Below are 25,443 nucleotides of genomic sequence, written 5' to 3'. Positions count from 1 at the left end.
TGTTTCATGCTAGAAGAATACCATCAAAGCCTCTAAAATCCATATTTTACAAACTTTGTTGTTTACGATAAAATCCAATCAGATTCAAAAAAGGAGTTATCTCATTGGATAAGCTATCATCAATCATTCTAGCAGCTTGGCTGCGTGTCCCTCGCTGGTTCAAGCAATGGGTACTCGTATCCATTTCCATTTTCTTTTTTTATATGTGTTTTGTAAAGGGGCTGACTAGCTGGCACACCTTGCCGCCTGTCACTTTGCTCTCATGTGTGATTGGTTCCTTTATCATTTGGCTGATGTGGCTTAAGGGACAAAAAAATAAGTGAAAAGAGGACAATGATGAAAAAATCGATTCTATATTTTGCGATCTCTTTTGTTCTGCAATTCGTTTGGTTTGGTCTTGTGCACCCAAATAGAGGGGTGACACTGCTGGATATGTTCATGTTTTCTATTTTGTTTGCGGTGATGTTCTTTTTTATTGAGCGAATTTGGCAGTATCAGAAGAAAGGACAAAGTAAATGATCATGAAGCCCGCTTTATTCACTCTGATGATCTGTGCATTTATCGGCCTGCTGTTAGTATCGAACCCTTTTGGAGCGGACGCTATGCGAATGGTTGCGACCTTTGTTTTTCCTTTTCTTGTGCTCATTGGTTTCGGGGTTCTATTGTTTGACCTAATGAAAAAGGCTGCCAAATAGATGGCAGCCTGTTCCTTACTCTTTTCATGCAAATAAATAATCAATGTTTAATCTCCGTTACGGAGTGTATGAGTTAAGATTCGATCATATCAGTGTGTCATATGTGTTCCGAGTGAACCTACGTTTGAAAGTAAACGCCATGGAAGTTCTGGATAACAAGACAACGAAAGCCCTACCTCTCATTCGTCCTTACGGCTCCGAAGCCGCGCCAGTGTGAATTGTAAATCAAAACGTCTTTTTTCCATTCTTCCGCTTTTATAGGGGGCGGGTGCAGAAGGAAAAGAATAAGTTTGTTCGCTTTGACAGCGTCTCGTTCTTATCAAGTAGAAGCTCTATTGCTTCTCATAATGTCATAGAAAAAAGAAAGTTTACTTTCTTTATTTATTTGCTTATTTCAACACTAATATAAAACTATAACACATTCCCCCTGCTTACGCAAGTGTTAAAGTGATAATTCTGCTGGTGTACGGCTTCCTTCATTCATATAACGAATGGAGGTTGGCTCAATCTTCAGAATCACTAGATTCGGATCCTCTTTTCCTTTAAACCATTTCTCCATCTCATCAGACCAAAGGCGGTCGATCAGTTCCCGATCATCGGTTAATGCTGCGGTGCCTGCAATCTCTGCATAAGTATCACCGAATCCTTCGCCTGAATATCCAATAAGAATATGAACATTCGGGTTTTTTTCAATTTCTTCTGCTTTATGTGTTTCTTTACTCGTTGGTGTATATAACGTCAGCCCTTCATGGAAAAAAGTCATATAGCGGGTATGCGGCTTATCCTGCTCAACAGTCGCTAGTGTCCCGACCTTTTGTTCATCTAATAGGTTTAATACCTTTTGTTTTAATTCTTCTTGAGACATATCGTTTCACTCCTTCAAAATTTCATCCGTATTCGTAGGTTTCCACGACAGCCCATTCATTAAACAAAGAAATGTGTTTTTCATAAAAAGCGACCTTCTGGCTGATGCTATAGAAAACAGGTTCAATGAAGGGAGAAATTGAACATGCATCATGAAACGATGTTCCATTTGAGTTCACTTGTCATTGCGGCAGTTGTTGTAGGCATTATCGTATGGTCTGTCATATCTGTGCAGAAAAATCGCAAGAAATACTAAAAACACCGCCCAATCAAAGCTGGGCGGTGCTGCGGTAGATCATGTATTCATAAAGGAACCGCCATTGACATGAAGTGTTTGTCCTGTCATATAAGACGATTCGTCAGAAGCCAGCAGGACAAAGCAGCCGACATGCTCTACAGGCTGTCCTGGTCTTCCCATTGGGGTTTCTGCCCCGAAGCTTTCCACACTGTCTTCATCAAATGTAGATGGAATGAGCGGCGTCCAAATTGGACCTGGCGCTACACCGTTCACCCGAATCCCATCTTTCACAAGCGATTGTGCCATAGAACGCGTAAAGCCGTTAATGGCTCCTTTTGTCGCCGTATAATCAATCAGCACTGGGTTACCCCGATATGGGTTAATTGATGTTGTATTAATGATGGAGCTTCCTGGTTTTAAATAATCCAGTGCCTTTTTCGTAAAATAGAAATAGGAATAGAAGTTGGTTCTAAAGGTTTGGTGAAGCTGTTCACTCGAAATATCTTGAATACGTTCTTGCGGATGCTGTTCAGCCGCATTATTTACTAAAATGTCTAATTGACCAAAGGCTTCAACTGTTTTTTCTACTGCTTTCTCACAAAAGGCTTCGTCACCGACATCTCCTGCAATCGTTAAGCATTTAACGCCTTCCTGTTCTACACGTTTTTGCGTATCCTCTGCATCCTCATGTTCATTTAAATACACAATGGCAACATGTGCACCTTCCTTTGCATAGGCAACAGATACTGCCCGTCCAATTCCGCTATCTCCACCTGTAATCAGTGCCACTTTTCCTTTTAGCTTGCCAGAACCTTGATATGATTCATCCTCAAAGATCGGCGCTGGATTCATTTCTCTTTCACTGCCTGGCTGCTGATCCTGCGTTTGGCGCGGAATGCCATTTGTTAAATATTCACGTAAATCCATGTATAAGCTCCTCCTTGATTTGTTGATGTATCCTTTCATTACCACCTCATTTTTTCACTCAAACATCATGAAGCTGTACTGATGTGTTCCCGAAAATCAGCATGTTTGAAGAGGGGAAAAATCGGTTACATGATCATCAAAAAGGAGCGTTCTCACATGCTGTCTATTTCGAAAACCTTTAGCAGACCAAAAGGCTGGCTCGGAAGCATTGCTGGACTCATTATGGCAAATGAAAATAAAGCATTGAATCAGTGGGCCATCCGCCACTTAGATTTGACAGATGGTGAAAACATTTTAGAAATTGGCTATGGACCCGGCTACAGTATTAAACATATGCTCAAGCATTATCAAGATCTTCATATTGATGGGCTTGATGCTTCTTCCACCATGCAGGAGCAAGCACAGTCACGCGTCAGCAAACGGGCAAAAGACAAACAAGTTCGGCTGTATGTCGGAAAAATCGAGAAAACACGTCTTCCCGGAGAGCAGTATGATAAAGTGCTGTCTGTTAACAATTTTACGATTTGGGATGATCCAAAAACGGGCTTACTCAATCTTTATCACACCTTGAAACCAGGCGGAACACTCGTTATTGTGATGCAGCCAAGAGAAAAAGGAGCTGATGCCAATCGGACAAAAGAGATGGGTGAAAACATATTAAACGACTTGCAGTTTGCTGGGTTTGACCAATTTTCTATTGAGTATGAAGAAATTCGCCCTACCCTTGCCGTCTGTGTCACAGCAAAAAAGCCGAGAAGCGAATAAGCTCTCGGCCTTTTTCTTACCACTTTGCCTCTTTGACAAATTGATAGAAAAGCTGATGTAATTTCTGTTCAATGTCTTCCTTTGTTCCTTGTCCATAAAGCGCCATGCTTTCTTCACTTTCAATGATGGATGAACTGATCAGACTAAACATTTCTGACCCTTCCTTGCCAAGCTCTTGCGGTGCCAGCATCATGAGCATTCGTGACATCTGCTGCTGCCCGCCATCCATGCTTTTAACCTCGTATGCCTGATCAAGATCATAAATATGAAAGATTGGTTCCTTGATGAATGCATGCTTTAAATGATAAAGAGCAAACTCAGTGCCAGGTATGCCTAAGCCGCCTTGCTGTTCACGTTCCAAAAGGCCGCCCGCTACATCATCCGCATGTATGATAAACCCTTCCTCTTCAAGCTGACGAAGCAGCTGCCTGATGGTTTCATCATGCTGCGACATTGTCTTTCTTTTTTCGATGGTAAAATGGGACAGGATGCTGCGAATCACAAACATATAATTCGCCACCTGCTCTGCAACCGCCATCATATCAACAGTTTCTTGCACCAATTCTTTGGGAGATTCTTTTGTTCTTTTTTTCTCGATGATATAAGGAATCTTCCGTTTAATATGAGCCTTCACACGCATGGCATCATCCTCGTTTAAAAGGGGGCTGACCATAATGTAATCGATATGCTCATAGGGAATCGGAACGGTCGAGACAATCATGTCATAGCTCGATGCATCGATTTCCTTTAGCTCCATCAAGGAGGATAGATCGAATTTGGCGATCTCCGGCAATTCTTTTTTCAACCGGGAGGCGAGCATTTTCGAGGAACCAATCCCGCTTGAACAAACAACCAGCGCATGAATTTTTGTTTCTTCTTTTTTGATTTCAAGCACTGAGCCAAAGTGAAGCACAAGAAAGGCGATTTCATCCTCTGGAAATTCAATCTCTGGAAAGAAACGCTCGACTCCTTCTTCAATCGCCATAAACAGCAAAAAGTAATCTTTTTTAATTTGTTGTGTGAGCGGATTATAGATTCTCATCTTTTCCTTTAGACGGTTCATGGCAGGCTCAAGATGAGACACGAGCCCCTCATACAATGAATCATTTTCATTGAGATGATAGCCGGTTTTATTTGAAATAAAATCAATGAGCTTTTTCGTTCTCAGCGCTATATCCAGCTCAATTTCATCAATACGGTATTCTGCCCCAAAGCTGCGATTTGCACTGCGAAGATGGATGGTCATATATCCGACCTCCGCTTCAGGAATCTCCACATTAAACATGCGTTCAAGCGCTCTTGCCATTCGAAGTGATGATTCAAATTCCTTCGTCCTCTTTAATTCCAGCAGCTCTTTCTCTTCCATTCGAATGGTTTCCCCAAGCTGAATACGTTCGATAGCATAGGTTAAGTGAACAACAAGTGCAATATAGGCACTATCAGATAATGAGAGTGACAGTCGATCTTTCAAATGAAAGAGCAGCCTTTCTACCTTTAGCAGCTGTCCTCTGCTGACAACGCCAAACACCTTTTCCGTTGCTTTCGTTCGATGTTTAATATTCATTTCAATCGTTTCTAAAAATAATTGAATGTCGAGCCGGTCAACAATGAGATTGCCGACAATTTTTCGTTTTGCTTCCTCCGGCCCTTTTAATTCAATGCCGTACCCGCGCTTGCGGATAAGCTGCAAACCGTATGGAGCAATCCACTCTGTTAGTTCATCTAAATCATAGCTGATCGTCGCATTTGTTACCTGCAAGTCAGCTGCGAGTGTGTATAATTTCACCGGTTCCTTCGCTTCAAGCAGCGCACATAGAATTAAGAGCTTTCGTTCATCTGAGCTATATTCGATTTGATCCTCATTTGACATATGAGCAAGAAGCCGCTGTTTATCCTCCTGTTCGCCGACTGCCTTCAAGCCTTTCCCCGGCTGTTTATCTAATGAAAGATGATAATCTTTCAAAATTGGTTTAATGGATTTTAGTTCTCTATGGATCGTTCTAGTACTTACCTGAACAGAATCGGCTATCTCACGAATGGTGACATAACGATTTTGCTGAATGATGTATTTAATGACTTTCTGTTCTCGTGCCGTTATGTACATGAAATGCCTCCTTCTGCATAAATAGGTCTATTGTCACACCTTAATATAAAACGCTTTCAACGAGCGATGCAATCTTAAGTTGATCTGAATTTGGCACAGCGGCTATGACAAAATTAAAAACAAGGGTTTCATCAGACACTTCTCCAAAATGAAGGCCCATAATCCTTTTGATGAAATTGAACCTTTTGTTTTTGAAAAGGCAGTGAACCCCCAGCTTTTAAAGAATAAGTCGGATTGTATACGGGAGAGCCAAAGCAATAATCGATTGTGCCTTCTTCTGGACGGAACATGACGGTTCGCATCGTTCCAAACAGCTCCTCATAATTGTGTACAGTCAGACCATCAGGATATTCTGTCTGGAACAGTTTCGCAAGAGAATCACTTGATCGTTGCTCTTTTAAAGCTTCCATTAACATATCGTATCTGACAACAGAATGATGCTTGGTCATCCCTTTTGCTGTTTGATCAGCTACCGGATGATTCGTTGCAGCAATATAACCTCTCTCCGGTCTTCTCACCCTTTTTTGACCATCAATGATTTCAATCACAGCCGCCTTTCCTTTTCGATCGGCAAGCATGATATGAACATTTGAGGCAACGGGCATTTCCTCGATAGAGCGAATGGCTTCCTCGACTGTTTGACAGGATTCCAGAACAGAGCGAATCACATGATACACCTGCAAACCGGCGACGGCTGGAGGCTTTAAACCGGGTTCATTGCCAACCGGCGGACCGCAAGCAGAGAAAGTCACAGCAAGACCATGCTCATTCATTCCATCAGATCTGCCAAACAACAGCAGCGACGAGCCTGTATGATATACTGAGCCTTTCACATGTGTCGTCACAAGACGCATATCATCAAAAATCGGGGAGAAATCATAGTTACGCAGCATGACCGTTTGTTGACCTGCCGCCATATTCCCCTGCCTCACACAGTGGGAACAGCCTGGCTGAAGATGAGATGAATAGAAAAAGGTCAAATAACGCTCATCTAATTGCATTTCATCACAAAACCCAGCAATCTCTTCATCTAATTGAGGAAGAAAGGGACGGATCAGCTGCTTCGTTTCTTTCACAGCCTGTTGTGTTACCGGTTCTGTTCGAATATATTGTGTCTTTAGCAACGGGTTCTCCTTAAGCCAGACAGCCTGCTGTTTTCCTACTTCATAAGCCGTTCCTGTCATCTTTTGAAAAAACGCACTGATTTCCTCCATGCCTGCACACCTCTTTCGCCTCCGTTTCTTTTATCATATCGAAACCGTCATATATTGAAAAGGATGAAAAAAACTGCAATCCCACCGGATTACAGCTGTTTACAGTATGCCTTAAACAATGCTTCTGCCATCGCTTCATACCCCTTAGGATTCGGGTGAAATTGATCAATCGATAAGTAGGCTCTTTCATGTCCTTCAAACGCCCGGTACACATCCACAACTTCTACATGCGGATTCGCAGCAAGCAAACGAAGCTGTTGATTATATTGCTGAAGCCACCGCCCGGCTATTGGTATTTGCGGAAATGGATTATATAAATTCATGAAATACACGTAGTAGGGCTGATGCTGCCCTCTTTTAATTTGAGCGATTTCTTGAATCATCTTGCTAAAATTCGCCTGGCAATGCGTGACCGCTTGCAGCAGTTTCTTTTCATCTTCACCTTCCTCATACTGCTGAACAGCTTGAACAAGGTCATTCCCACAGCCTGTGATGGTGATGATGTCAGCTGCCGCAATCGAACGTCTCACCTCTGACCGTTTGAAGAGCTGTAAAATCTGCTCGGTCGTTAACCCTGATTTTGCAAATACGGACAGCTCAACTGGTGCATGCGTCTTTTTTTCAAGCATCCACCAAAACCGCTGAACAAATCCTCCGCCAAATAAACGTGCCCCCACCCCAACTGTTAAGGAATCTCCAATCGCAACATAGGATCGTCCCACTCTTATCCCTCACTCTCTCCTGCCTTCTCTTATATATACGAAACCGGAGAACAGATGCTTGTAGCAGATGACTTAGGGGCATCCATCTTTTTTTGAGATGCAGCGCCTTTACAAACTCTTTACTTGCGATATCGATCATTTTTTTGTTCAATAAGAGTAGGTTTTTTGCGCTGAAAACTGCGTGTTTACGCGTTCCAGAAAAATTTACAAACTTTTTATCTTGATTTCGAGACTTTTTACCTTGACTTCAAACTACATAGTGATTACAATGAAAATATCAGTTTTCATGTAACTGTGCTTGTTACATCTTTTTCATAGCATTCCAATATGATTAAAGATGCCACATATTCAGTGTACCTTTGGGATACGCTAAAAAAATAACCGAAACAGAAAGGATTGAATGAACATGGCAAAAGTTTTATACATCACTGCACATCCGCATGATGAAACAGTTTCTTACAGTATGGCTACTGCTAAGGCATTTATCGAATCTTATAAGGAAGCAAATCCAAGTGACGAGGTTGTACATATCGATTTGTACAAAGAAAACATCCCTCACATTGATGCAGATGTATTCGCTGGCTGGGGCAAACTTCAATCTGGCGCTGGTTTCGATACACTTTCAGCTGAAGAGCAAGCGAAAGTTGCTCGTCTAAACGAATTAAGTGATCAATTCGTTTCTGCTGACAAATATGTATTTGTTTCACCACTTTGGAACTTCTCATTCCCACCAGTTCTTAAAGCATACATCGACTCTGTTGCTGTAGCTGGTAAAACATTCAAATACACTGAGCAAGGTCCTGTTGGATTATTAACAGACAAAAAAGCTCTTCACATCCAAGCACGTGGCGGATACTACTCTGAGGGTCCTGCTGCTGAACTTGAAGCAGGTCACCGTTACCTTGGTACAATCGCTAACTTCTTCGGAATTCCTTCTTTCGAAGGTCTTATCGTTGAAGGCCACAATGCTGAGCCTGCGAAAGCAGAGCAAATTAAAGCAGATGCAATCGAACGTGCGAAAGCTTTAGGAAAAACTTTCTAATAACTGCACACAAAAAGCCAATGATCTTTACGGTCATTGGCTTTTTATTTGTTCAGAAAAACCTAATTCTCTCGAAATATCACTGGCGGCTTTTTTCACCTGTTTAATTAAGTAAGGTAAGCGTTCTTTTTGATATCCCGCTTCAAATCCTGCAATGCTAATACCTGCTGCCACTTCCCCCAGATGATTGAAAATAGGAGCTCCAATCGCAGCTGTATAGTTTTCAAGCTCAGAATAGCTTAGCGTATATCCCCTCGCATTTGATTCTTCCAGCATGTTTCTTAGAACCTCTTTATCTGTGATGGTCCCAATTCCGATCTTCCCCAGCTCAATTGAGTCAATATAGGCAAGTCTCTCGCTCTCTGGCAAAAAGGAGAGAATACTTCTCGCACAGGCACCCGCATATAGGGGAGACCGTCTGCCAACGGCGGTGTAGAGACGAACAGGCTGCGTACCTTCAATCTTTTCCACGTAAATGGCTTCGTCGCCCTCACGAACAATGAGCTGTACAGCTTCTCCTACTTCATCCCGTAAGCTTTCCATAAATGGTCTTGCAATCCTTCGAATATCAAGGCGGTCCGCCACAAGCTGACCGTATTCAAGGAACATTAAGCCTAATCGATAAACACCTGTTTCTTGCTTTTCTAACAGTCCCATATCGGCTAAAGAGCTCGCCATGCGATGGACAGATGTTTTCGGCATACCGGAAAGCTCGATCATTTCATTTAATGTTAATTGATCGTGAGCGATAAACAGCCGCAAAATCTCCATTGATTTCACAACCGTTTTATTTGTGTTTTGCATCTTCTTCACCTTTTCTAAACGAGAATGCTTCCAGCTTGATTCTTGCGGCCAGCTCCCTCAGTTCTGCTTCTTGCTTAAATAACGCCTGCTCTGCATCCCGATGATCTATTTGTTCAAAATACAGCTTTGCCCCAGGCATCGCCTGTGCAATAAGCGGTAAATCAACAGTCGCTACTTCTCCTATACGCGGGTATCCGCCTGTCGTCTGCCGATCTGCCAGCAGAATAATCGGCTGGCCATCGGGTGGAATTTGAATAGATCCAAAGGCGACAGCTTCTGAGATCAATTCCAGCTTTTCTTTTAAATGAATCGGCTCTCCCTTTAGCCGGCAGCCCATGCGATCTGATTGGGGTGTGACCTGATAAGGCTGCTCAAAAAACGCGGTTTGAGATGTTTCTTGAAAATGAGAAAGATGCCTGCCTGCCAGCACACGAATCACTGGTGATTTCCGCAGCGGTAAAAAATGATCATGACTCACTGTCCAATCGGGTGCGCCGTATCCCGCCTGTTTCACTTTATTTTTCAGCCTATCAAACAAATGATCCGCTACGAGAGACGGCTCTCCAACAGGCAGAACGTCGCCTTTTTCAAGCGGTCGTCCTTTCAGTCCACCGATCCCTGCTCTGACATAGGTGCTTTTGCTCTGCATGACTGGTTCCACATCAAATCCACCTGCCACAGCAAGATAAACGCGGCAGCCTCTCTTACAAAGACCAAAGGTGATCGTGCTTCCTGATCGAACAAAGAGCGGCTTCCATAATGGTGCCCGCTCTCCATCAATATCAATCTCTACATCAGCACCAGTGACTGCAATGAGCTGATCCCTCTCACATGTGAGCACAGGCCCCGGCCCCATCAACGTCACTTCCAGCACGGCTTCGTTTTCTTGGTTGCCAGTGAGAATGTTGGCGATTCTAAGTGAGAGAGGGTCCATGCCGCCGCTCGTTAAGACGCCATACTTTTGATAGCCTTGCCGCCCTTTATCTTGAATGGTTGTGTAGATTCCTGGCTTGATGACATGAATACTCAACGTTCTGCCTCCTTCATGCTGAAAAATTCCTTTTCAGACATTTGGACAAATCTAACCTCGTCCCCTGCTTTCAATAGACTCGGAATTTCCTCGTCTGGGCGAAAAAGCGGCAGCGGGGTTTGTCCAATGAGCTGCCAGCCCCCGGGTGTGGAAATTGGATAAACGCCTGTCTGCTTTCCTGCAATACCAACAGAGCCTTTTGGAATGGACATCCTTGGTGTTTCTCTGCGTGGTGCCGCGATCTTTTCAGACAGCCCGCCTAAAAACGGAAACCCTGGGGCAAATCCAATCATATAGACAAGGTACGTGCCGGCAGTGTGAATACGCACGACTTCTTCTGGCGTTAAACCATTGATACGGGCAACCTCTTCTAAATCAGGGCCCAGCGCTCCCCCGTAACAGACTGGAATGTCAACGATGCGGCGCTTTACCTGAACTCCCTCCTGCCATTTGTCTTCAAGAAGTTGTTCAATATAGCCTTTGACCCATTCATACGGAGACAGGTCTTGTGTTTGCAGCTGGGCCGATTGATGTACGGTATAAGGCTCGTAAAAAACAGTCACGTTTGTAAAGGCTTGAACTGCTTCTACATACCCTTCAAATGGGTGCTGTTCAATACATGCAAACAGCTGCTCAACACGTGCATGAATCTCCTCACGTATGTCAGCTCCTGCTTGGATGACGATCGCTGCATCTCCCAGCGGGTGATAGGTGATGGAATCTTTTATCGTTGAAAAAGCCACTTGAGGACACCTCTCTTTCTACAGTACACCGAGCTTTTGATCTCTTCGATCTGTGATGAACATATGCCCGGGTGCATGAGTGATCGCAATGTCGGGTTTTGTATGCATGACAATGGCTTGCGGCGTCACACCACATGCCCAAAACACCGGGACTTCTCCTTCTTTGATCACAGATGGCTCTCCAAAGTCAGGCTGATTCACATCGGAAATACCAATCACCGCTGGGTCCCCTATATGGATCGGTCCGCCATGGACTGATGGAAATCGAGATGTCACTTGAACACTTCTTGTGATTTGATGCGCCGGAATGGGTCTCATGCTGACCACCATCGGGCCATGAAAGACTCCTGCTTTTTCACAAGCTATATTCGTTTGATACATGGGTACGTTATGACCGTCTTCAATATGGCGGACAGGAATGTCATTCAGCATAAGCGCGTGCTCAAACGTAAAACTGCATCCAATGAGAAAGGCAACCATATCATCCTCCCAATAAGCAGTGATATCTGTCACCTCTTCTTCAAGAATCCCTTTTCGGTAAATACGGTACTTAGGAAAGTCCGTACGAATATCCGCTTGAGGCGCCGACCATCTTGGCACTGGATCACCTGGGTCCAGTACATCAAGCAAGGGACATGCAGCCGGATTCCGCTGGCAAAATAAAAGAAAATCAAAGGCAAGTTCCTTTTTGACAATCATTAAATTGGCTTGAGCAAACCCTTCTGCAAAGCCAGCCGTTGGTCCTGTGATCTTTTTTTCGCGAATCAATTCTCTCATCTGTGATGGCTCATATGTTTGATAAGTATTCATCTGAATCAGCTCCATAGTTTCGGGATTTCATTAATGATGGTATAGCCGCCCATCATCGCCATAATGACCACAACAAATGCACCAGTCACTGTCAAAAAGAATGGATGACGATAATCTCCGACAATGTCTTTCTTATACGCCGCAACGAGTAATGTGCCAAGGGCGAGCGGCAAAATCAATGCATTGATTGCTCCAACTAATATCAAGATGTTCACTGGTCTTCCGATCGTAATAAAACAAATGGTCGAGAGGGCAATAAAGCCAATGATGATACCACGCTGGTTTTGCTCAATTTTTGGTGAGAAGGTTTTAAAAAAGGAAACAGATGTGTATGCTGCTCCAATGACGGATGTAATCGCCGCAGCCCACATAATAATCCCGAACATTTTATATCCGATATTTCCTGAAGCTAATTGAAAAACAGAGGCAGGCGGGTTGGATGGATCTATCTGCAAGCCTTTTGAGACAACTCCTAATGTGGCAAGAAAAAGTGCTACACGCATGACAGATGTAATTAACACACCGAAAATAGAGCTTTTCGTCACTTGCGGCAGTGCTTCCTTCCCCTTAATACCTGCATCCAGCAAGCGATGCCCGCCAGCAAAGACGATATAGCCGCCTACCGTTCCGCCCACAAGTGTCACAATGGATAAAATATCAATCGTCTCTGGGACAAATGTTCTCACGGCCGCTTCTCCAACTGGCGGCGCTGTTGAAATCGCCACATACAGCATCAGGCCAATCATGACAAAACCAGCTGCCTGTGTGAAACGGTCCATCGCTTTCCCAGCCTCTTTGATCACAAAGATGAGAATGGCAATCACAGCACTGATCCCTGCGCCGATTCGCGGATCGACTCCGAAGATTACCTGGAAACCGAGACCAGCTCCAGCGATATTTCCGATGTTAAAGGCAAGTCCTCCAATGACAATCAAAAAGGCCAGCACATAGCCGAGACCCGGGAGCACCATATTCGCTATATCCTGACCTCGTTTTTCTGAAACGGCAATGATGCGCCATACATTTGTTTGTGCAAAAATATCTAATAAAATTGAGATCAAAATGACAAACCCAAAGCTAGCCGCAAGCTGCTGTGTGAAGACGGTTGTTTGTGTTAAAAATCCCGGTCCGATCGCGGACGTCGCCATTAAAAAGGCAGCGCCCATCAGCATAGACCGATTCCCCTTTGGTGCCTTCATTTGTTTGACTTTCTCTGTTTTCATGCTGTTTCCCCCTTTGATGACGATTTTTATTGAAAGGCCTTGAGATGAATCCCGGCTTCTTTTAGCTTCGCTGTAATGGTCTTCGCAAATTGAAGCGCATGGCTGCCGTCTCCGTGAATGCAGACCGTATCTGCTTTGAGCTCGATATCTTCTCCTTGAACTGTACGAACCCTGCCTTCTCTCACCATACGAACAACCTGCTGGACGGCCCGTTCATCCTCTTCAATGAGTGCATGTGGTTCGCGGCGCGATGTCAGCGTCCCGTCTGTTTGATACGTCCGATCAGAAAAAACTTCATGTGCCACTTGAAGACCTATTCGTTCACCTGCTAACGCAAGTTCACTGCCTGACAGACCAAATAACACAAGGTTTGGGTCCACATCATACACAGCCTTCGCAATCGATTCAGATAATTCCGTATTTTCAGCCGCCATGTTGTAGAGGGCGCCGTGTGGTTTGACATGCTGCATCGTACCGCCCTCGGCCTTGAGAAAGGCTGATAGAGCGCCAATTTGATAGATGACAAGATCATAGGCTTCCTCTGCGGAGATAGCCATTGGACGTCTGCCAAAGCCCGCCAAATCTTGCAAACCAGGATGTGCACCAATTTTGACCCCTTTATCCAGTGCCATTCTGACCGTCTTTCTCATAACCGTTGGATCTCCTGCATGAAAACCGCAAGCAATGTTGGCTGAGGTGACATATTCTAAGATTTGTTCGTCTGCACCGATTGTGTATTGACCAAAGCTTTCTCCCAAATCACAGTTGATATCCACTTGATACATAGAATCCCTCCTTGTTGTTCCGAAATACGGAATCTAAAGTCCGAATATTCGAATTTATATTGATTATACCAACTTTGGATAGACTGCACATGAAATTGTCAGAAAATATAACAATCGAACTAGGAGAAAACAAAAAAAGCGAGAGGCAAAGTCCTCTCACTTTTTCTGTAATGAAATGCACCTTATTTAGACAGCACCCAATGTTGGATGGCTTTTGCCACACCGTGTTCTGTGTTAGGAGCCGTAATCCAATCAGCGGCCTCTTTCACCACTTCCTGGGCATTTCCCATCGCAATGCCTAATCCGGCTTCTTGAATCATGGCCATATCATTGAGGCTGTCGCCAAGTGACATGACGTTGTCCATCGTACAGCCAATGCGTTCTGCTACTTTTGCAAGAGCTGCCGCTTTGTTAATGCCGGCTGCATTGACTTCAATATTCGTTGGACTTGAGTTTGTGATCTCTAGGTGCTTATTTGTTTTCAATGTATTGAGTACTTCCTCACGAACGTCATCATCATGAATATCAAAGCCAAATTTCAACCATTCATGGTCATGAATTCGTTCTGGGAATTCACCTCTCCACACCTTATCCACAGTTGAAGCCCAGTAATCGGTTTTGTACCTATTTTTTAAATCCCACATCATTTGGACGTGATCAGGATGCAGCAGATCCCGTTCGATCAGCTGGAAGTTTGAATCCCAGATTTCACTTCCGTTTGCTGTCACAAGGTAAGACGATAACTTGAGCGGCTCAACCAGCTCTCGGCATGTCATCAGTGTCCGCCCTGTGCTAATGACCACATGGACCCCTTTTGCTTCAGCCTCTTTAATGGCTTGTTTATTTTCCTCTGGAATGATGTGCTCACTGTTTAACAGCGTGCCATCCATATCAATGGCAATCAATCGGATGTCTTTCTTATGAGCTTGTGTTGACAAATTGAGTACCCCACTTTGTATCGATTTTTGAAACTATCTTTATTTTAATATAAAGAGGAAGAAGGCACAAAGGGACGAGTTTGATCCCATAGAAAAAAGACCTTGTTGCAGGTCTTTTTCACAAGTGCTTAGCGTTCACACGCAATGCCGTCTTTATCGCGGTCAAGGTGCTTATTTTTTTGATAAAGTGCTTTAGATACATAAGGCTTGTATTTTGTTTTTCCGCCTTTGTTTTTCGTGTTTTTGCTTTTTGCTACGCCGCCTTTATATACTTTGTTCAGCGCTTTGCAGTTTTTGTAAGACTTGACCGTTTTTGCATCTGCTGTGTGGGTGTCGACTTGTGTAAAACTTAGTAAAAGTCCTAAAGACAAGACAGCCACCATGATTTTTTTCAACATGTAAGATCCCCCTATTTTTTCTAATTTTACATTTTTATCATATGTCACCACTTTTTGTTTTTCAAGACTATTGAGCTAAATATTTTGATTTTTTTGGCATGAAATACACCTTATATCCTATATGGTACAATGAGTGGGAAACCTTTCCGTTTTTGACACGTATATGAAGAAAGGAGTTTTTCACATGAAAATGAAATATACCATTTTATATGTAAACGATGTGGAGGCAAGTATTCATTTCTATCAGCATGTACTTGGTTTCCCAATAAAATTGAGGGTTGAATCCTATGTTGAGTTTGACACTGGAGACGTGACGTTATCGATTAATTCACGCCAGGATGTCAAAGAAGCACTCGGATTGCCTGTCCCTGAAGCAAATCAAGCGTCTCACACGTTTGAGATTGGCTTTGTTGTGGATGATGTGGAGCAAACGATTGCATCAATGAAGAAAAAAGGGGTTTCGATCATCAAAGAACCTGCCAAAAAACCATGGGGTCAAACAGTCGCTTATGTGTCTGATCCTGATGGTCATTTCATTGAAATATGTGATGCGGTCTCCTAATTGTCTTTGAAGGGAGTGAACCAGAATGAGAAAAAAACATGCTTTTTTCGCCGGTGTTTGCTCAATGATTGTGATTTGCAGCGCCGCTATCCTGTTGCAGCACCTTGAATGGATTGGGTTTGTCAGTGGCGGCATCTCAATTATTGGGGTCGTGATGTCAGGGGTGCTAATGGGTGCTTGGACAAGTGGAGAAGAGACACGAACAGCCTATCATTCTGAAACAAAAGAACACCGCATGTGGCGACTTGATACGGCTTTTCTTGTGATCATTTTTGCACTTCCGCACATGGCTGCGTCAGTCTTTTATGTTTTGATGTAAACACTTGTTAAAAAGGAGTTCGCAATATGGCTGTTTTTATTCTATTCATTGTATTTGGCTTTCCTATTCTCTCTGTGCTGATTGGCATTTTGGGCACGATCTTTTTAAAGAATGTTTGGGTGCCTACTTTGATTGTGCTGTTAGCGAGCATGATCTTCATGTTCACTTATATTGATGGGAATGAATCCTTTCTCATTTGGGTCATCGTCTATACCCTCTTTACATTCTTTGCTGGATGGATTACAAAGCGGCTCAAGTAAAAAAGAACAGTTTCCACTGTTCTTTTTTTGAATCATATATCCGCACACCATAGTTCAATTTCAATTTTCAGCTCAGGCCATCCTAAAGCTGATACATAAGCAACCGTCATTGATGGGTAAGCTGTTTTGAAGATCGTATCCCACTGAGGGTATAGATGGTCCCAGTCGATCACTTTAGGAGCTCTATTTTTCATTTCATTTAAGTGCTAATTTACACTAAAATACTCTTATATTGAAGCATCTTATGATTTAAACAAAATATTAAGTAATAGCCCATAAGGGATAGCTTCATACCTAAACTACAGGTAAAATACCAGTCATACACTAAGCGTTTTTGTTACCTTTATTTTTTTGAGGCCGAAAAAGGGTCTCATCGTTTTCTAGCTTAGAATCAATAAACTCCACAATACGTTGAAGATCGTGTATTTGATTCATCACTTTTTCTTTATATTCTAAAAGGGTTCTTTTTAATTCGGGAACAGAACTAAGTTTATATTTTACAGGATATTGTAAAATATTTTTCATTTCATTTAATGACATTCCTGTTTTTTTCAGACAAATGATCAGGTCCATTAGCTCTATGTCTTCTTCATCGTATATTCGATGTCCATTTCGTTTTCTTTTTGCATAAGGAAGCAATCCGATTTTTTCATAATAGCGGATCGAATCTTCAGTTAATCCGGTTTTCTTGGAAGCTTGCTTGATAGAATAAGCATTCAAATCATCACCTACTAATTTTGTTTACAGATAGATTAATTAAAATCTAAACGAGAAACTCGTTTTGGTAAATATCAATCAGTTGATTAAGTACTTGTGCCTCATAACCAGAGAATTTGATTGCAGTTTCTTTGCCCTTGTTTACAAAAATCCCGGTAATTTCGTTGTTGAAATTGAAAGCAGCTTCATATAAGCGAGATGCCCCTTTGCTTGGAGGAGAAAAAATAAGGTTCCTTATGGGAAGAATATAACTGGGCATTCTTTTTCCTTTGGTCAACTTCGTCCTGTTTGGCCCTGGGCAGACACTGCGAATTTTTATTCCCTCGGTCAATAGCTTCGGAGCAATTCCATTCGTCCACAGGGAAAGGGCTAATTTACTGTTCGCATATGGACCTATAATCTTTTTAAATGGAATTGCCTTAGGATCGATTACTGTATTTAAGTCAAATTGCTTCAAAAATAATAAAGAATTGGAAGACGTATTGATGATCGTTTTCTCCTGCCCATGTAGTAACAGTTCTTTAAGTTCCATTGTAACGATATAAGGCACTAATGTATTAACTTCAAAATGAATTTCACTCCCTTGTTTGGAATATTTGTATTCAGCAAAACTGACTCCTGCATTGTTAAAAATCAAGTCAATTTTGGTCTCGCTTTTCTTAATCTGGCTAAGTACGTTTCTAAGGCTGGAGAATTCGGCTAAATCAGCTTTATATACTCTTAATAGCTTCTTTTTAAGAGCATCAATAATTATTGGTTGATCATTTGGAAAATCAGAACGAATTACAGCAATTACTTCCCATCCTTGAGATAGAATCTTTTTCGTCAGTTCCAATCCAATCCCAGAGTTGGCTCCTGTAATCAATACCACTTTATTTTGTTCGTTCATTTTATTCTTCCTTTCTGTGTTTCCGATAGTAAACACAGATTACTACTTGGAGTGAACACCAAGTCAAGGGAAATTTGTTTAATATATTTCCATAAGCGATTTATATTCGTATCCTTAAAAAAAGCTATCCTTTATTATGGATAGCTTTTTGTATTAGTGAAAAATAAAACCAAAATGAGTATCCATAGCCACAAGGTAAGAACATCAATCTTCTTTTTCATGACCGGAACACTCCTTTTGTTTGCGTGAGCAAGGTTTTGATTAACTTCATCGTACCTGACAAGTGATACATCGTCAAAATGATTTATAGACGATAACGTGCAATGTCCTGATTCAATCGCATGCTTAGTTCATTGAGCCTTTCTGCTGCTTTAGCCACATTAGAGATGGCTGTCACTTGTTCGTCTGTGGACGCAGTGATTTCTTCGATCGCCGCAGCATTTTCTTGAGAAACATGTGCTGCGCCGTGCATGGCTTTTGTGATGAGGTCGTTTTGCTCCAGCAGTGTATTCAGCTCTTTTGCCATCGCGTTTGTTTCAACGATGGTTTGTGAAATCAATGTAGAGATGGCATTGAACTCATGTTCTGTTGCATGCACCGCTTCATCCAGCTCGGCAAAACGATCCATTGTGCTCGACATGATGCCGGCTGTTGCCGTCGTTTCTTCTTTAATGCCTTGGATCATTTGCTGAATTTGAACGGCTGATTGTTTTGTCTGTTCAGCTAAATTCCGCACTTCACTCGCCACAACTGAGAAGCCTTTGCCATGCTCTCCTGCACGTGCTGCCTCAATACTTGCATTCAGCGCCAGTAAATTCGTCTCATTTGAAATGCTTTCAATCGTATCTGTGATTTGAGAAATATCCTGTACTTTTGTAGTTAACTGCTCGATTCCTGCTCTAATGCCTTGAGATGCCTGAATCGATTGTTCATTCGATTGTTTTAATTGCTGTACGATTTGCTGACCCTGCTGTGATGATTGACTTGATTGGTCGGAAATCCGTTTAATTTGATCACTCTGTTCTTTGACATTCTCAATAGATTGATTAAACTGGGTCATTTGTTGATTGGCTACTTCAAGATCGGATGCTTGATGAAGTGTTCCAGTCGAAATGTCTCCGATGGCTCGTCCAATTTCTTCACTGCTGGCTGAGGTTTCTTCAGAGATCGCCGATAAATCTGTCGCTGATTCAACAAGCTGACTGCTCGTTTCCTGTAAACCGCTCACCAGTGTTCTGAGCTCTCCTGACATATGGTTAAAGCCTTTTGCCAGCTGGCCGATTTCATCCGTTGTTTCCTTTAAGTTCGTGCGTTCAATATTCCCCGCCGCAATTTCCTTTGAAGCAGCAGTGACTTGCTTCAGCAATCTGACTTTTCCTCGGGCAGCTAAATAAAAGACGCCTAGACTCAGAAGGGCGACACCTGCTGTAATGAGAATAATATAGAGCTTCATCTGCTCTAATTCTTTATAAAATTCGTCCTGGAAGACAGCGATACCTACACTCCAATTCCACGGCGTAAACTGGCTCATATAGGCGAGCTTTTCTTTTTCTTCGCCGGTTGCATCGTCCTTATCCATATAGGTCACATAGTGTGCATCCTCACCTTTTGCATTGGCGCCAGCGACCATTTTTTGACGATTGGTCGTGTTATCTGGAATGACGCCGATGTCGTTGACCGGATGAACCTGGGTAGAATAGTCAGTGCCATATGCGATCAGATAGCCTTTATTTTTATAGATAAAATCTGATTTTTGAGATTGGTATCCCTTCCCGTTGTCATTTTTGGGTCCGCTCAAGTAAAGCCGGGCTTGTTCTTGCGCCTGCTCAAGCGTCAGTTCTTTTTTCTCCACACGGTCATTCAACTGTTCAAGTGTGGCCATCGCTCCGCTGACGATGTGCTTTAAATCTGCTTTCCCTGCATCAATTAATACATGTTTCGCTAACAAATACCCCGTTGTTCCAACAAGTCCGCCCGTTAAAATCGTGATCACGATAATGGCAGACATTAATTGAAAAAAGACACTTCTTGACGCAAACGCTTTCTTTTTCATGTACAAATTCCCCCTTACTTTATATATCGTCAAGCAGGGAAAAGTATTAAAAAAGTCATAGAAAAAATCCCTTTCTCACGTTGGAAAGGGATTTTTCTCATTATCGAGCTGTTTCTTTAAGAATGGCTTGATAAAGATCGTCTGCTGGCGAGAGTCCACATACCTCTTCCAGCACACCTTCAATGCCTTTTTCTTTTCGTAATGCCTGCAGACGAACAGCTTCTTCGTCTTCAGTAAAGTCATAAGACAAAGCTGCCACAATACCTTTAATTAAATACTGTGGCTGTTTGATTTTTTTCGCTGGACCGATTAAACGGTCATTTGCTCCAAGCTTTCTAAGCGGGGAACGTGCGACGCGCGTGACTTCATCAGAGATAAAGGCATTTTCAAATCGTTTGATGATTTTTTGGATATACGCATCATGTTCTTCTTTTTGAAAACCATATGTGTCGATTAAATAACTGCCCGTTTCGTGAAGTGCACCTTCGACCACTTGACGAATCTCTGGTGTATCGACAGCTTCTTTAATCGTTTGCACGCCTTTTTCGTACCCGACATAAGCAGCTAGTGCATGTCCTGTGTTGACAGTAAAGAGCTTACGCTCAATATAAGGCGTCAAATCTTGTACAAAGGTCGCTCCATCGATCTGAGGAACGTCTCCAATAAAGCCTGTCTCATCAATGACCCACTCGAAAAATGGCTCGACTGATACTTTCAAAATGTCCTCATGGTGCTGAATGGGGACAATGCGGTCAACCGCAGCGTTTGGAAAACCAACTGTGTGTGACAGCGCTTCTTGTTCATCAGCTGTTAAATGAGAGAAAACAGCTTCCTTTAAATGAGAGCTGCCGCCAATCATATTTTCACATGCCACAATGTTGATGATATGATCAGGCTTTTTCTGTTTTAAACCTTCAGCAATCGATGAAGCAATGATGTTCAAAACAGCTGGTCCAACAGCTGTTGTAATGAGATCAGCTGTTGCAACTGCCTCTGTTAATGCGGCTGGATCTTTTGCGGAATTGATGGCTGACACAGGACCAACCACTTCTTGCTGCTGCCCTGGTGCTGCGAGTTCAACCGTGTATTCTCCTTTTTCATTCAGCTCGTTGATCACCGCTTCATTTACATCGGTAAAAACGAGCTCAAAGCCTGATGCTTTTAACAAAGATCCGATAAACCCTCTGCCAATATTTCCTGCTCCAAAATGAAGTGCCTTCATGTTAGTTCACCTCGTTAAAGATGGCAATCAGTTCATCCTGATTCTTTGCATGAATGATACGCTCTACGTTTTCTTCCTCTGAACAGACAATCGCAATTTGAGAAAGAATATCGAGATGTTCATTGTTTTTACCAGCGATACCAAATACAACTTTAGCAATATTCCCCTCGCCATATTCAACGCCATCTGGAATTTGGATAATGGAAATTCCTGAATGAAGGACAGCCGCTTTCGCATCCTCTGTCCCATGAGGAATGGCAATTCCGTTGCCCATAAATGTAGAAGAAATGTTTTCTCTTTCAAACATTTTGTCCACATAATCACTTGTGACATAACCGTTTGCCACTAAGACTTCGCCTGCTTTTTTAATGGCTTCTTCTTTAGAGCCCGCTTGTTCGTTTAGAAAAATATTGTCTTTTGAAAGTACTTGTTTCATGAAAGATCACACACCTTTTTTAGAATAGAAAATCAGAAAACAACCAAAACGGGGAGTTCAATTAGGAAAAATTGGACTCAACCCGTTTCGTCATGTTATTTTTTCAATTTCTCAATCAGCTCATCATATTTCGGGCTGTTTAAGAAATTATCAACTGAGATATGGACAGCTCCTGGCAGTTTTGCCTTGGCTCTATCTGTTAAATCTTTATGAGTAAAGACCACATCGGCATCATCTGGGATGTTGCTGATGGATGTATTTGTCACATCAATATCAAGCTCTGCCTTTTTGACTTTATTCTTTAAGACGGATGCGCCCATCGCACTTGAGCCCATTCCTGCATCACAGGCAAAGATGATTTTGTTCACGTTATCTGGATTGATTTCATCCGGCGATGCTGCTTGCTCGCTTGCTTCAGCACCTTCTTTTTGTGCTGTAAGAGCAGCTGCTGCTGCACTTTTCTTGCCTTTCATGTCTTGCATTTTTTCTGTTGCTGCTGTTAAGTCTTCGTCCACTGCTTTAGATGCTTTTAAAATGACAGAAGCGACAAGGAACGATACGACCGCTGCCACGACAACACCTGCTAGAACGGCAAGGTGGCCGCCTTTTGGTGACATGAGCATAAGAGCGATAATACTTCCTGGTGACGGCACAGCCTTTAAGCCTGCATTTAACAGTGTAAAGGTCAGAACACCGCTTGCTCCCCCAGCAATAACCGCCAAAATGAGCTTTGGCTTCATTAAGATGTATGGGAAGTAAATCTCATGGATTCCCCCTAAAAATTGAATGACAATCGCACCCGGTGCAGACTGCTTTGCCGTCCCTCTTCCAAAGAACATGTAAGCTAGAAGAACACCGAGACCTGGTCCTGGGTTTGTTTCAAGCAAGAACAGAACGGACTGGCCTGTCTTCGCCGCTTGCTCTACTCCTAATGGACCTAAAATCCCTTGGTTAATGGCATTGTTTAAGAACAATACTTTCGCTGGTTCAATGAAGATACTCGCCAGCGGAAGTAAATGGGCATTGACAATGATATCTACACCTGCCGCAAGGGCTTTATTCAAACCTAGTACCACTGGACCGATGGCGTAGAAAGCAATGGCGACTAAAATGGCACCTAGAATACCTGCACTAAAGTTATTAATCAGCATTTCAAAGCCTGATCTGATTCGGTCTTTGAACAGCTGGTCGATTTTCTTAATAAGATAACCGCCAAGTGGGCCCATGATCATTGCGCCTAGAAACATTGGGATGTCCGAACCGACAATAACCCCAATCGTAGCGGTTGCACCGAGTACCCCGCCTCGATGGTCATATACGAGCTTCCCGCCTGTGTAACCGATTAAGAGCGGCAGCAAGTAGTTGATCATTGGTCCAACAAGTGTATTTAATTGTTCATTTGGAAAATAACCACTTGGAATGAACAATGCTGTGATGAGTCCCCAAGCGATAAACGCTCCAATATTCGGCATGATCATACCGCTTAAATAGCTTCCGAAGCGCTGTACTTTTACGCGAAATCCGCTTTTTTCCTGCATCTATGAAAACTCCTTTCTTCTCTCCCTTTATTTAGGGCTTTATAGGTCAAAAGATATAAGAACAAGATTCAGTGAAGCCCTTATGCCTATCGTAAAACGCTTTCACTTTCTCTTCAATTGAAACTAAATGTCACTTTGTCACATAGTGTGTGACAAAATTGAAAAATGATGTGACATCACCTTCAGATCCCAATACAAAAGGGGAGAAAAAGTTGATTTGCCGTAGTTTTGAAGCAAAATTCATGGGAATTTCACAACTTTCAAATGGTCTCTTCTTGTTTCCTCTTCTTAAATCGAATAGGCTTATAATTGATCAAACCTATTCAATTAAGAAATGTCTGCGCAGACATGACACAGGAAAAGTGAACCATCTTGCTGTTTGTTTCGTTTACCTTTTAGAGAGGGCGGTACAATAGGAAGAGCGGTTTTTTCTGTGACTCACAGTTTACTGCCGCTTTCTTTCTGATACATGAGACATTTTCATAGGTAGAAAGGCGGTTATTCACCTTGTTTAAAAATAGTAAGTGGCTTCTGCTTCTTATGGTCATGTTCGCTTTTTTCATTCCAAAGGAAGCATTTGCTCACGCATACGTCGTGAGCTCAAACCCGGCGGCAAATGAAGAGCTGGATCAGCAGCCTCCTTCAGTCTCGATCACATTTAGTGAAGGGATTGAAAGCGGATTTCATGCCATTAAGGTGCTAAATGCAAAAGGTGATCGTGTGGATAAAGGAGATACGGTCATTAAAGATCAAAAGATCATGGAAGCGGCTTTGAAAAAGAATTTACCAAAAGGAATTTACACCATCCAGTGGAATGCGGTATCAGCGGACGGACACTCTGTCTCTGGCATGATTCCGTTTAGTATTGGAAAAGCGGATGGCGGTTTTGACCAATTAGAGCAAGGTCAAACGAATGAATCCATTGATGTGGCCTCAACTATTGATAAAGCCTTTCTTTATACGTCATTCAGCTTATTCCTTGGGACCATTTTGTTTGGACTGCTTTGGTTTAAGACTGCGATTTCACCTGTATTGGCGAAACGAATGAAGCGGCTTTTGACCGTGTCATTGATGATGATGGGCGGAGCACTTGTGTTCCAGCTGCCGATTCAGACAAAATCAGCGGCAGATGTGTCCTTTTGGGGGGCATTTCAGCCTTCGCTTTTACAAGAAACGATTGCGTCCACTTCTGGCGGTAGTCTGTGGATGATGCTTATGGCATCATTTGTTCTTCTCACCATCTGGACGATTGTAGCGGTGAGAAAAGGGGACTTCTCTTCTTTTCGGGTTTGGCTGTTTCCACTGCTCCTTTTCACAGTGCTCCTTTGGCTGAAGGCACAAATCGGACATCCAGCCGCAACAGACAATAGAATACTCACAACATCACTTGATTTCATCCATCTCGTCTCTGCTTCGATTTGGGTCGGTGGTTTAACAGCCATTGTCCTTCTATTAATGAAGAAACTGCCAAATGAAGATCAGCCGCTCATTCGGAGTACGCTAGCAGCATTTCATCCTTGGGCACTGCTCTCTGTTGGACTCATTGTGTTTTCCGGATTTGTGAATGCCATCTTTATTTTGCAATCGTTTGACGCTCTTTTCCAATCAGCATACGGACGCACCTTTTTAATCAAGCTTGGTTTATTTATCATCATGGGCCTTCTTGGGCTTATGCATTACTTGATGCTGAGATGGGAAAAGAAGCAGAAACGCAGCATTTCCTTACGAGCCGAATGGATGATCGGGATCGCCATTTTGTTATTAACAGCTGTCTTTACCAATATTCCGAGCCCTCCTCCGCCTGCACCTGAGCCCTTCTTTGGTGCAAATCAGGTCGAGCATCGTGATATTGTGTCCTTGAGCATTACTCCGAATGCCCCGGGGAAAAACTCATTCGAAGTGGCATTTACAAAGAAGAATGGCGAAACGATCACTGATATTCAATCTGTAACAGCCAAGATCCATAAGGTGGCTTTATTCGGTGATGAGACACCGAGTGAATTTCAGCTGAAACGATTAAAAAATGGTCATTTCTCTGCTGAAAATCTCTTATTAAATGAAAAAGGCACATGGAAAATTGAAATCCATGCGTTAACTGGTTCTTTTAAGAATATCGATACCACATTTATTAGAAGAAACTAAAAG

Annotated in this window: 29 protein-coding genes; 9 read left to right on the top strand and 20 right to left on the bottom strand. The window is 42.7% G+C overall.

The features are described 5' to 3' along the window. Nucleotides 1–104: 104 nt before the first annotated feature. The 3 genes from NSQ76_RS02600 to NSQ76_RS02590 are packed head-to-tail and all read left to right on the top strand — an operon-like array spanning nucleotide 105 to nucleotide 695. Nucleotides 105–323 carry a hypothetical protein gene (locus NSQ76_RS02600; RefSeq protein WP_034283837.1) on the top strand — a complete coding sequence of 73 codons (219 nt, stop codon included), beginning with the start codon at nucleotides 105–107 and terminating at the stop codon, nucleotides 321–323. A 13-nt stretch (nucleotides 324–336) separates the two neighbouring features. Beyond that, nucleotides 337–519 carry a hypothetical protein gene (locus tag NSQ76_RS02595; protein WP_024427342.1) on the top strand — a complete coding sequence of 61 codons (183 nt, stop codon included), beginning with the start codon at nucleotides 337–339 and terminating at the stop codon, nucleotides 517–519. Further along, entirely contained in the window at nucleotides 516–695 is a 180-nt protein-coding gene (locus NSQ76_RS02590) for a hypothetical protein (RefSeq protein WP_024427341.1), read from the top strand. The genes NSQ76_RS02595 and NSQ76_RS02590 overlap by 4 nt, the downstream gene beginning before the upstream one ends. A gap of 442 nt (nucleotides 696–1,137) precedes the next feature. On the opposite strand, the gene NSQ76_RS02585 is transcribed toward NSQ76_RS02590, so the two are convergent. After that, entirely contained in the window at nucleotides 1,138–1,560 is a 423-nt protein-coding gene (locus NSQ76_RS02585; protein ID WP_041106492.1) for a pyridoxamine 5'-phosphate oxidase family protein, read from the bottom strand. Nucleotides 1,561–1,854: 294 nt separating this feature from the next. Next, nucleotides 1,855–2,724, bottom strand: a complete 870-nt coding sequence (locus NSQ76_RS02580; protein WP_024425561.1) for an SDR family oxidoreductase — start codon at nucleotides 2,722–2,724, stop codon at nucleotides 1,855–1,857. Nucleotides 2,725–2,853: 129 nt separating this feature from the next. Here NSQ76_RS02580 and NSQ76_RS02575 point away from each other — a divergent pair, with 129 nt between their 5' ends. Continuing rightward, nucleotides 2,854–3,489: a class I SAM-dependent methyltransferase gene (locus NSQ76_RS02575; protein WP_236626603.1), complete on the top strand. Its 636-nt coding sequence runs from the start codon at nucleotides 2,854–2,856 to the stop codon at nucleotides 3,487–3,489. Nucleotides 3,490–3,505: 16 nt separating this feature from the next. On the opposite strand, the gene NSQ76_RS02570 is transcribed toward NSQ76_RS02575, so the two are convergent. The 3 genes from NSQ76_RS02570 to NSQ76_RS02560 all read right to left on the bottom strand — a co-directional run bounded on the left by NSQ76_RS02570 (nucleotide 3,506) and on the right by NSQ76_RS02560 (nucleotide 7,529). Then, nucleotides 3,506–5,593, bottom strand: a complete 2,088-nt coding sequence (locus tag NSQ76_RS02570; RefSeq protein WP_341052224.1) for a BglG family transcription antiterminator — start codon at nucleotides 5,591–5,593, stop codon at nucleotides 3,506–3,508. A 131-nt stretch (nucleotides 5,594–5,724) separates the two neighbouring features. Next, nucleotides 5,725–6,807: a C45 family peptidase gene (locus NSQ76_RS02565; protein ID WP_341052223.1), complete on the bottom strand. Its 1,083-nt coding sequence runs from the start codon at nucleotides 6,805–6,807 to the stop codon at nucleotides 5,725–5,727. A gap of 89 nt (nucleotides 6,808–6,896) precedes the next feature. Continuing rightward, on the bottom strand, nucleotides 6,897–7,529 hold the full coding sequence (locus tag NSQ76_RS02560) for a GDSL-type esterase/lipase family protein (RefSeq protein ID WP_149125975.1): 633 nt from the start codon (nucleotides 7,527–7,529) through the stop codon (nucleotides 6,897–6,899). A gap of 406 nt (nucleotides 7,530–7,935) precedes the next feature. Here NSQ76_RS02560 and NSQ76_RS02555 point away from each other — a divergent pair, with 406 nt between their 5' ends. Next, nucleotides 7,936–8,571, top strand: coding sequence for an FMN-dependent NADH-azoreductase (locus NSQ76_RS02555; protein WP_024425558.1), 636 nt, complete (start codon nucleotides 7,936–7,938; stop codon nucleotides 8,569–8,571). A gap of 33 nt (nucleotides 8,572–8,604) precedes the next feature. Here NSQ76_RS02555 and NSQ76_RS02550 read toward each other — a convergent pair whose 3' ends face one another. From NSQ76_RS02550 to NSQ76_RS02515, 8 genes are all read right to left on the bottom strand, one after another. After that, the gene (locus tag NSQ76_RS02550; RefSeq protein ID WP_024427337.1) at nucleotides 8,605–9,375 is read right to left on the bottom strand and encodes an IclR family transcriptional regulator; all 771 of its coding nucleotides are present in this window, start codon (nucleotides 9,373–9,375) and stop codon (nucleotides 8,605–8,607) included. Then, the gene (locus NSQ76_RS02545) at nucleotides 9,359–10,405 is read right to left on the bottom strand and encodes a 5-oxoprolinase subunit C family protein (protein WP_341052216.1); all 1,047 of its coding nucleotides are present in this window, start codon (nucleotides 10,403–10,405) and stop codon (nucleotides 9,359–9,361) included. The genes NSQ76_RS02550 and NSQ76_RS02545 overlap by 17 nt, the downstream gene beginning before the upstream one ends. Continuing rightward, nucleotides 10,402–11,148: a 5-oxoprolinase subunit PxpB gene (gene pxpB / locus NSQ76_RS02540; protein WP_025093620.1), complete on the bottom strand. Its 747-nt coding sequence runs from the start codon at nucleotides 11,146–11,148 to the stop codon at nucleotides 10,402–10,404. Before pxpB ends, NSQ76_RS02545 begins: the two co-directional genes overlap by 4 nt. An 18-nt stretch (nucleotides 11,149–11,166) precedes the next feature. Beyond that, entirely contained in the window at nucleotides 11,167–11,958 is a 792-nt protein-coding gene (locus NSQ76_RS02535; RefSeq protein ID WP_326134622.1) for a putative hydro-lyase, read from the bottom strand. A 5-nt stretch (nucleotides 11,959–11,963) separates the two neighbouring features. Continuing rightward, entirely contained in the window at nucleotides 11,964–13,181 is a 1,218-nt protein-coding gene (locus NSQ76_RS02530) for an NRAMP family divalent metal transporter (protein ID WP_025093622.1), read from the bottom strand. A 26-nt stretch (nucleotides 13,182–13,207) separates the two neighbouring features. Continuing rightward, the gene (locus NSQ76_RS02525) at nucleotides 13,208–13,966 is read right to left on the bottom strand and encodes a LamB/YcsF family protein (protein WP_025093623.1); all 759 of its coding nucleotides are present in this window, start codon (nucleotides 13,964–13,966) and stop codon (nucleotides 13,208–13,210) included. A 182-nt stretch (nucleotides 13,967–14,148) separates the two neighbouring features. Continuing rightward, nucleotides 14,149–14,904, bottom strand: a complete 756-nt coding sequence (locus NSQ76_RS02520; protein WP_034622911.1) for a Cof-type HAD-IIB family hydrolase — start codon at nucleotides 14,902–14,904, stop codon at nucleotides 14,149–14,151. 128 nt (nucleotides 14,905–15,032) lie between these two features. Continuing rightward, nucleotides 15,033–15,302 carry an excalibur calcium-binding domain-containing protein gene (locus NSQ76_RS02515; protein WP_080652949.1) on the bottom strand — a complete coding sequence of 90 codons (270 nt, stop codon included), beginning with the start codon at nucleotides 15,300–15,302 and terminating at the stop codon, nucleotides 15,033–15,035. Between the two features lie 184 nt (nucleotides 15,303–15,486). On the opposite strand from NSQ76_RS02515, the gene NSQ76_RS02510 reads away from it, so the two are divergent. The 3 genes from NSQ76_RS02510 to NSQ76_RS02500 are packed head-to-tail and all read left to right on the top strand — an operon-like array spanning nucleotide 15,487 to nucleotide 16,443. Further along, nucleotides 15,487–15,864, top strand: a complete 378-nt coding sequence (locus NSQ76_RS02510) for a VOC family protein (protein ID WP_034622913.1) — start codon at nucleotides 15,487–15,489, stop codon at nucleotides 15,862–15,864. 25 nt (nucleotides 15,865–15,889) lie between these two features. Next, nucleotides 15,890–16,183, top strand: coding sequence for a DUF5316 family protein (locus NSQ76_RS02505; RefSeq protein WP_025093625.1), 294 nt, complete (start codon nucleotides 15,890–15,892; stop codon nucleotides 16,181–16,183). A gap of 26 nt (nucleotides 16,184–16,209) precedes the next feature. After that, on the top strand, nucleotides 16,210–16,443 hold the full coding sequence (locus tag NSQ76_RS02500) for a DUF2651 family protein (RefSeq protein ID WP_034622915.1): 234 nt from the start codon (nucleotides 16,210–16,212) through the stop codon (nucleotides 16,441–16,443). A 32-nt stretch (nucleotides 16,444–16,475) separates the two neighbouring features. Here the strand turns inward: NSQ76_RS02500 and NSQ76_RS02495 are convergent, their stop codons facing one another. The 7 genes from NSQ76_RS02495 to NSQ76_RS02465 form a co-directional block, all read right to left on the bottom strand. Further along, on the bottom strand, nucleotides 16,476–16,637 hold the full coding sequence (locus tag NSQ76_RS02495; protein ID WP_234107578.1) for a hypothetical protein: 162 nt from the start codon (nucleotides 16,635–16,637) through the stop codon (nucleotides 16,476–16,478). Nucleotides 16,638–16,767: 130 nt separating this feature from the next. Beyond that, entirely contained in the window at nucleotides 16,768–17,163 is a 396-nt protein-coding gene (locus NSQ76_RS02490) for a MerR family transcriptional regulator (protein ID WP_034622917.1), read from the bottom strand. Between the two features lie 43 nt (nucleotides 17,164–17,206). Next, nucleotides 17,207–18,049, bottom strand: a complete 843-nt coding sequence (locus NSQ76_RS02485) for an SDR family NAD(P)-dependent oxidoreductase (RefSeq protein WP_341052196.1) — start codon at nucleotides 18,047–18,049, stop codon at nucleotides 17,207–17,209. Between the two features lie 304 nt (nucleotides 18,050–18,353). Then, nucleotides 18,354–20,102 (bottom strand): methyl-accepting chemotaxis protein, encoded by a 1,749-nt coding sequence (locus NSQ76_RS02480; RefSeq protein ID WP_224426878.1) that lies wholly within the window; start codon nucleotides 20,100–20,102, stop codon nucleotides 18,354–18,356. A 100-nt stretch (nucleotides 20,103–20,202) separates the two neighbouring features. Beyond that, entirely contained in the window at nucleotides 20,203–21,324 is a 1,122-nt protein-coding gene (locus NSQ76_RS02475) for a mannitol-1-phosphate 5-dehydrogenase (protein WP_341052191.1), read from the bottom strand. A gap of 1 nt (nucleotide 21,325) precedes the next feature. Continuing rightward, entirely contained in the window at nucleotides 21,326–21,760 is a 435-nt protein-coding gene (locus tag NSQ76_RS02470) for a PTS sugar transporter subunit IIA (RefSeq protein ID WP_257802913.1), read from the bottom strand. A 95-nt stretch (nucleotides 21,761–21,855) separates the two neighbouring features. Further along, the gene (locus tag NSQ76_RS02465; protein WP_024427324.1) at nucleotides 21,856–23,298 is read right to left on the bottom strand and encodes a PTS mannitol transporter subunit IICB; all 1,443 of its coding nucleotides are present in this window, start codon (nucleotides 23,296–23,298) and stop codon (nucleotides 21,856–21,858) included. A 507-nt stretch (nucleotides 23,299–23,805) separates the two neighbouring features. Here NSQ76_RS02465 and NSQ76_RS02460 point away from each other — a divergent pair. Beyond that, nucleotides 23,806–25,440 carry a copper resistance CopC/CopD family protein gene (locus tag NSQ76_RS02460; protein WP_044335507.1) on the top strand — a complete coding sequence of 545 codons (1,635 nt, stop codon included), beginning with the start codon at nucleotides 23,806–23,808 and terminating at the stop codon, nucleotides 25,438–25,440. The last annotated feature ends 3 nt before the right edge of the window (nucleotides 25,441–25,443 follow it).

Source organism: Bacillus sp. FSL M8-0256 (assembly GCF_038005765.1).
In the GTDB taxonomy this organism is placed as follows: domain Bacteria; phylum Bacillota; class Bacilli; order Bacillales; family Bacillaceae; genus Bacillus; species Bacillus safensis.
The sequence above is the reverse complement of the archived record's forward strand: the minus strand, read 5'-3'. Positions and strand labels throughout refer to the sequence as shown.

Excerpts from the sequence above, each read along its gene's own strand:
- NSQ76_RS02595 (WP_024427342.1), top strand. The coding sequence starts at position 337 with ATGAAAAAATCGATTCTATATTTTGCGATCTCTTTTGTTCTGCAATTC.
- NSQ76_RS02590 (WP_024427341.1), top strand. The coding sequence starts at position 516 with ATGATCATGAAGCCCGCTTTATTCACTCTGATGATCTGTGCATTTATC.
- NSQ76_RS02585 (WP_041106492.1), bottom strand. The coding sequence starts at position 1,560 with ATGTCTCAAGAAGAATTAAAACAAAAGGTATTAAACCTATTAGATGAA.
- NSQ76_RS02580 (WP_024425561.1), bottom strand. The coding sequence starts at position 2,724 with ATGGATTTACGTGAATATTTAACAAATGGCATTCCGCGCCAAACGCAG.
- NSQ76_RS02575 (WP_236626603.1), top strand. The coding sequence starts at position 2,854 with ATGATCATCAAAAAGGAGCGTTCTCACATGCTGTCTATTTCGAAAACC.
- NSQ76_RS02570 (WP_341052224.1), bottom strand. The coding sequence starts at position 5,593 with ATGTACATAACGGCACGAGAACAGAAAGTCATTAAATACATCATTCAG.
- NSQ76_RS02565 (WP_341052223.1), bottom strand. The coding sequence starts at position 6,807 with ATGGAGGAAATCAGTGCGTTTTTTCAAAAGATGACAGGAACGGCTTAT.
- NSQ76_RS02555 (WP_024425558.1), top strand. The coding sequence starts at position 7,936 with ATGGCAAAAGTTTTATACATCACTGCACATCCGCATGATGAAACAGTT.
- NSQ76_RS02550 (WP_024427337.1), bottom strand. The coding sequence starts at position 9,375 with ATGCAAAACACAAATAAAACGGTTGTGAAATCAATGGAGATTTTGCGG.
- NSQ76_RS02535 (WP_326134622.1), bottom strand. The coding sequence starts at position 11,958 with ATGAATACTTATCAAACATATGAGCCATCACAGATGAGAGAATTGATT.
- NSQ76_RS02530 (WP_025093622.1), bottom strand. The coding sequence starts at position 13,181 with ATGAAAACAGAGAAAGTCAAACAAATGAAGGCACCAAAGGGGAATCGG.
- NSQ76_RS02525 (WP_025093623.1), bottom strand. The coding sequence starts at position 13,966 with ATGTATCAAGTGGATATCAACTGTGATTTGGGAGAAAGCTTTGGTCAA.
- NSQ76_RS02515 (WP_080652949.1), bottom strand. The coding sequence starts at position 15,302 with ATGTTGAAAAAAATCATGGTGGCTGTCTTGTCTTTAGGACTTTTACTA.
- NSQ76_RS02510 (WP_034622913.1), top strand. The coding sequence starts at position 15,487 with ATGAAAATGAAATATACCATTTTATATGTAAACGATGTGGAGGCAAGT.
- NSQ76_RS02505 (WP_025093625.1), top strand. The coding sequence starts at position 15,890 with ATGAGAAAAAAACATGCTTTTTTCGCCGGTGTTTGCTCAATGATTGTG.
- NSQ76_RS02500 (WP_034622915.1), top strand. The coding sequence starts at position 16,210 with ATGGCTGTTTTTATTCTATTCATTGTATTTGGCTTTCCTATTCTCTCT.
- NSQ76_RS02495 (WP_234107578.1), bottom strand. The coding sequence starts at position 16,637 with ATGAAAAATAGAGCTCCTAAAGTGATCGACTGGGACCATCTATACCCT.
- NSQ76_RS02485 (WP_341052196.1), bottom strand. The coding sequence starts at position 18,049 with ATGAACGAACAAAATAAAGTGGTATTGATTACAGGAGCCAACTCTGGG.
- NSQ76_RS02480 (WP_224426878.1), bottom strand. The coding sequence starts at position 20,102 with ATGAAAAAGAAAGCGTTTGCGTCAAGAAGTGTCTTTTTTCAATTAATG.
- NSQ76_RS02475 (WP_341052191.1), bottom strand. The coding sequence starts at position 21,324 with ATGAAGGCACTTCATTTTGGAGCAGGAAATATTGGCAGAGGGTTTATC.
- NSQ76_RS02470 (WP_257802913.1), bottom strand. The coding sequence starts at position 21,760 with ATGAAACAAGTACTTTCAAAAGACAATATTTTTCTAAACGAACAAGCG.
- NSQ76_RS02465 (WP_024427324.1), bottom strand. The coding sequence starts at position 23,298 with ATGCAGGAAAAAAGCGGATTTCGCGTAAAAGTACAGCGCTTCGGAAGC.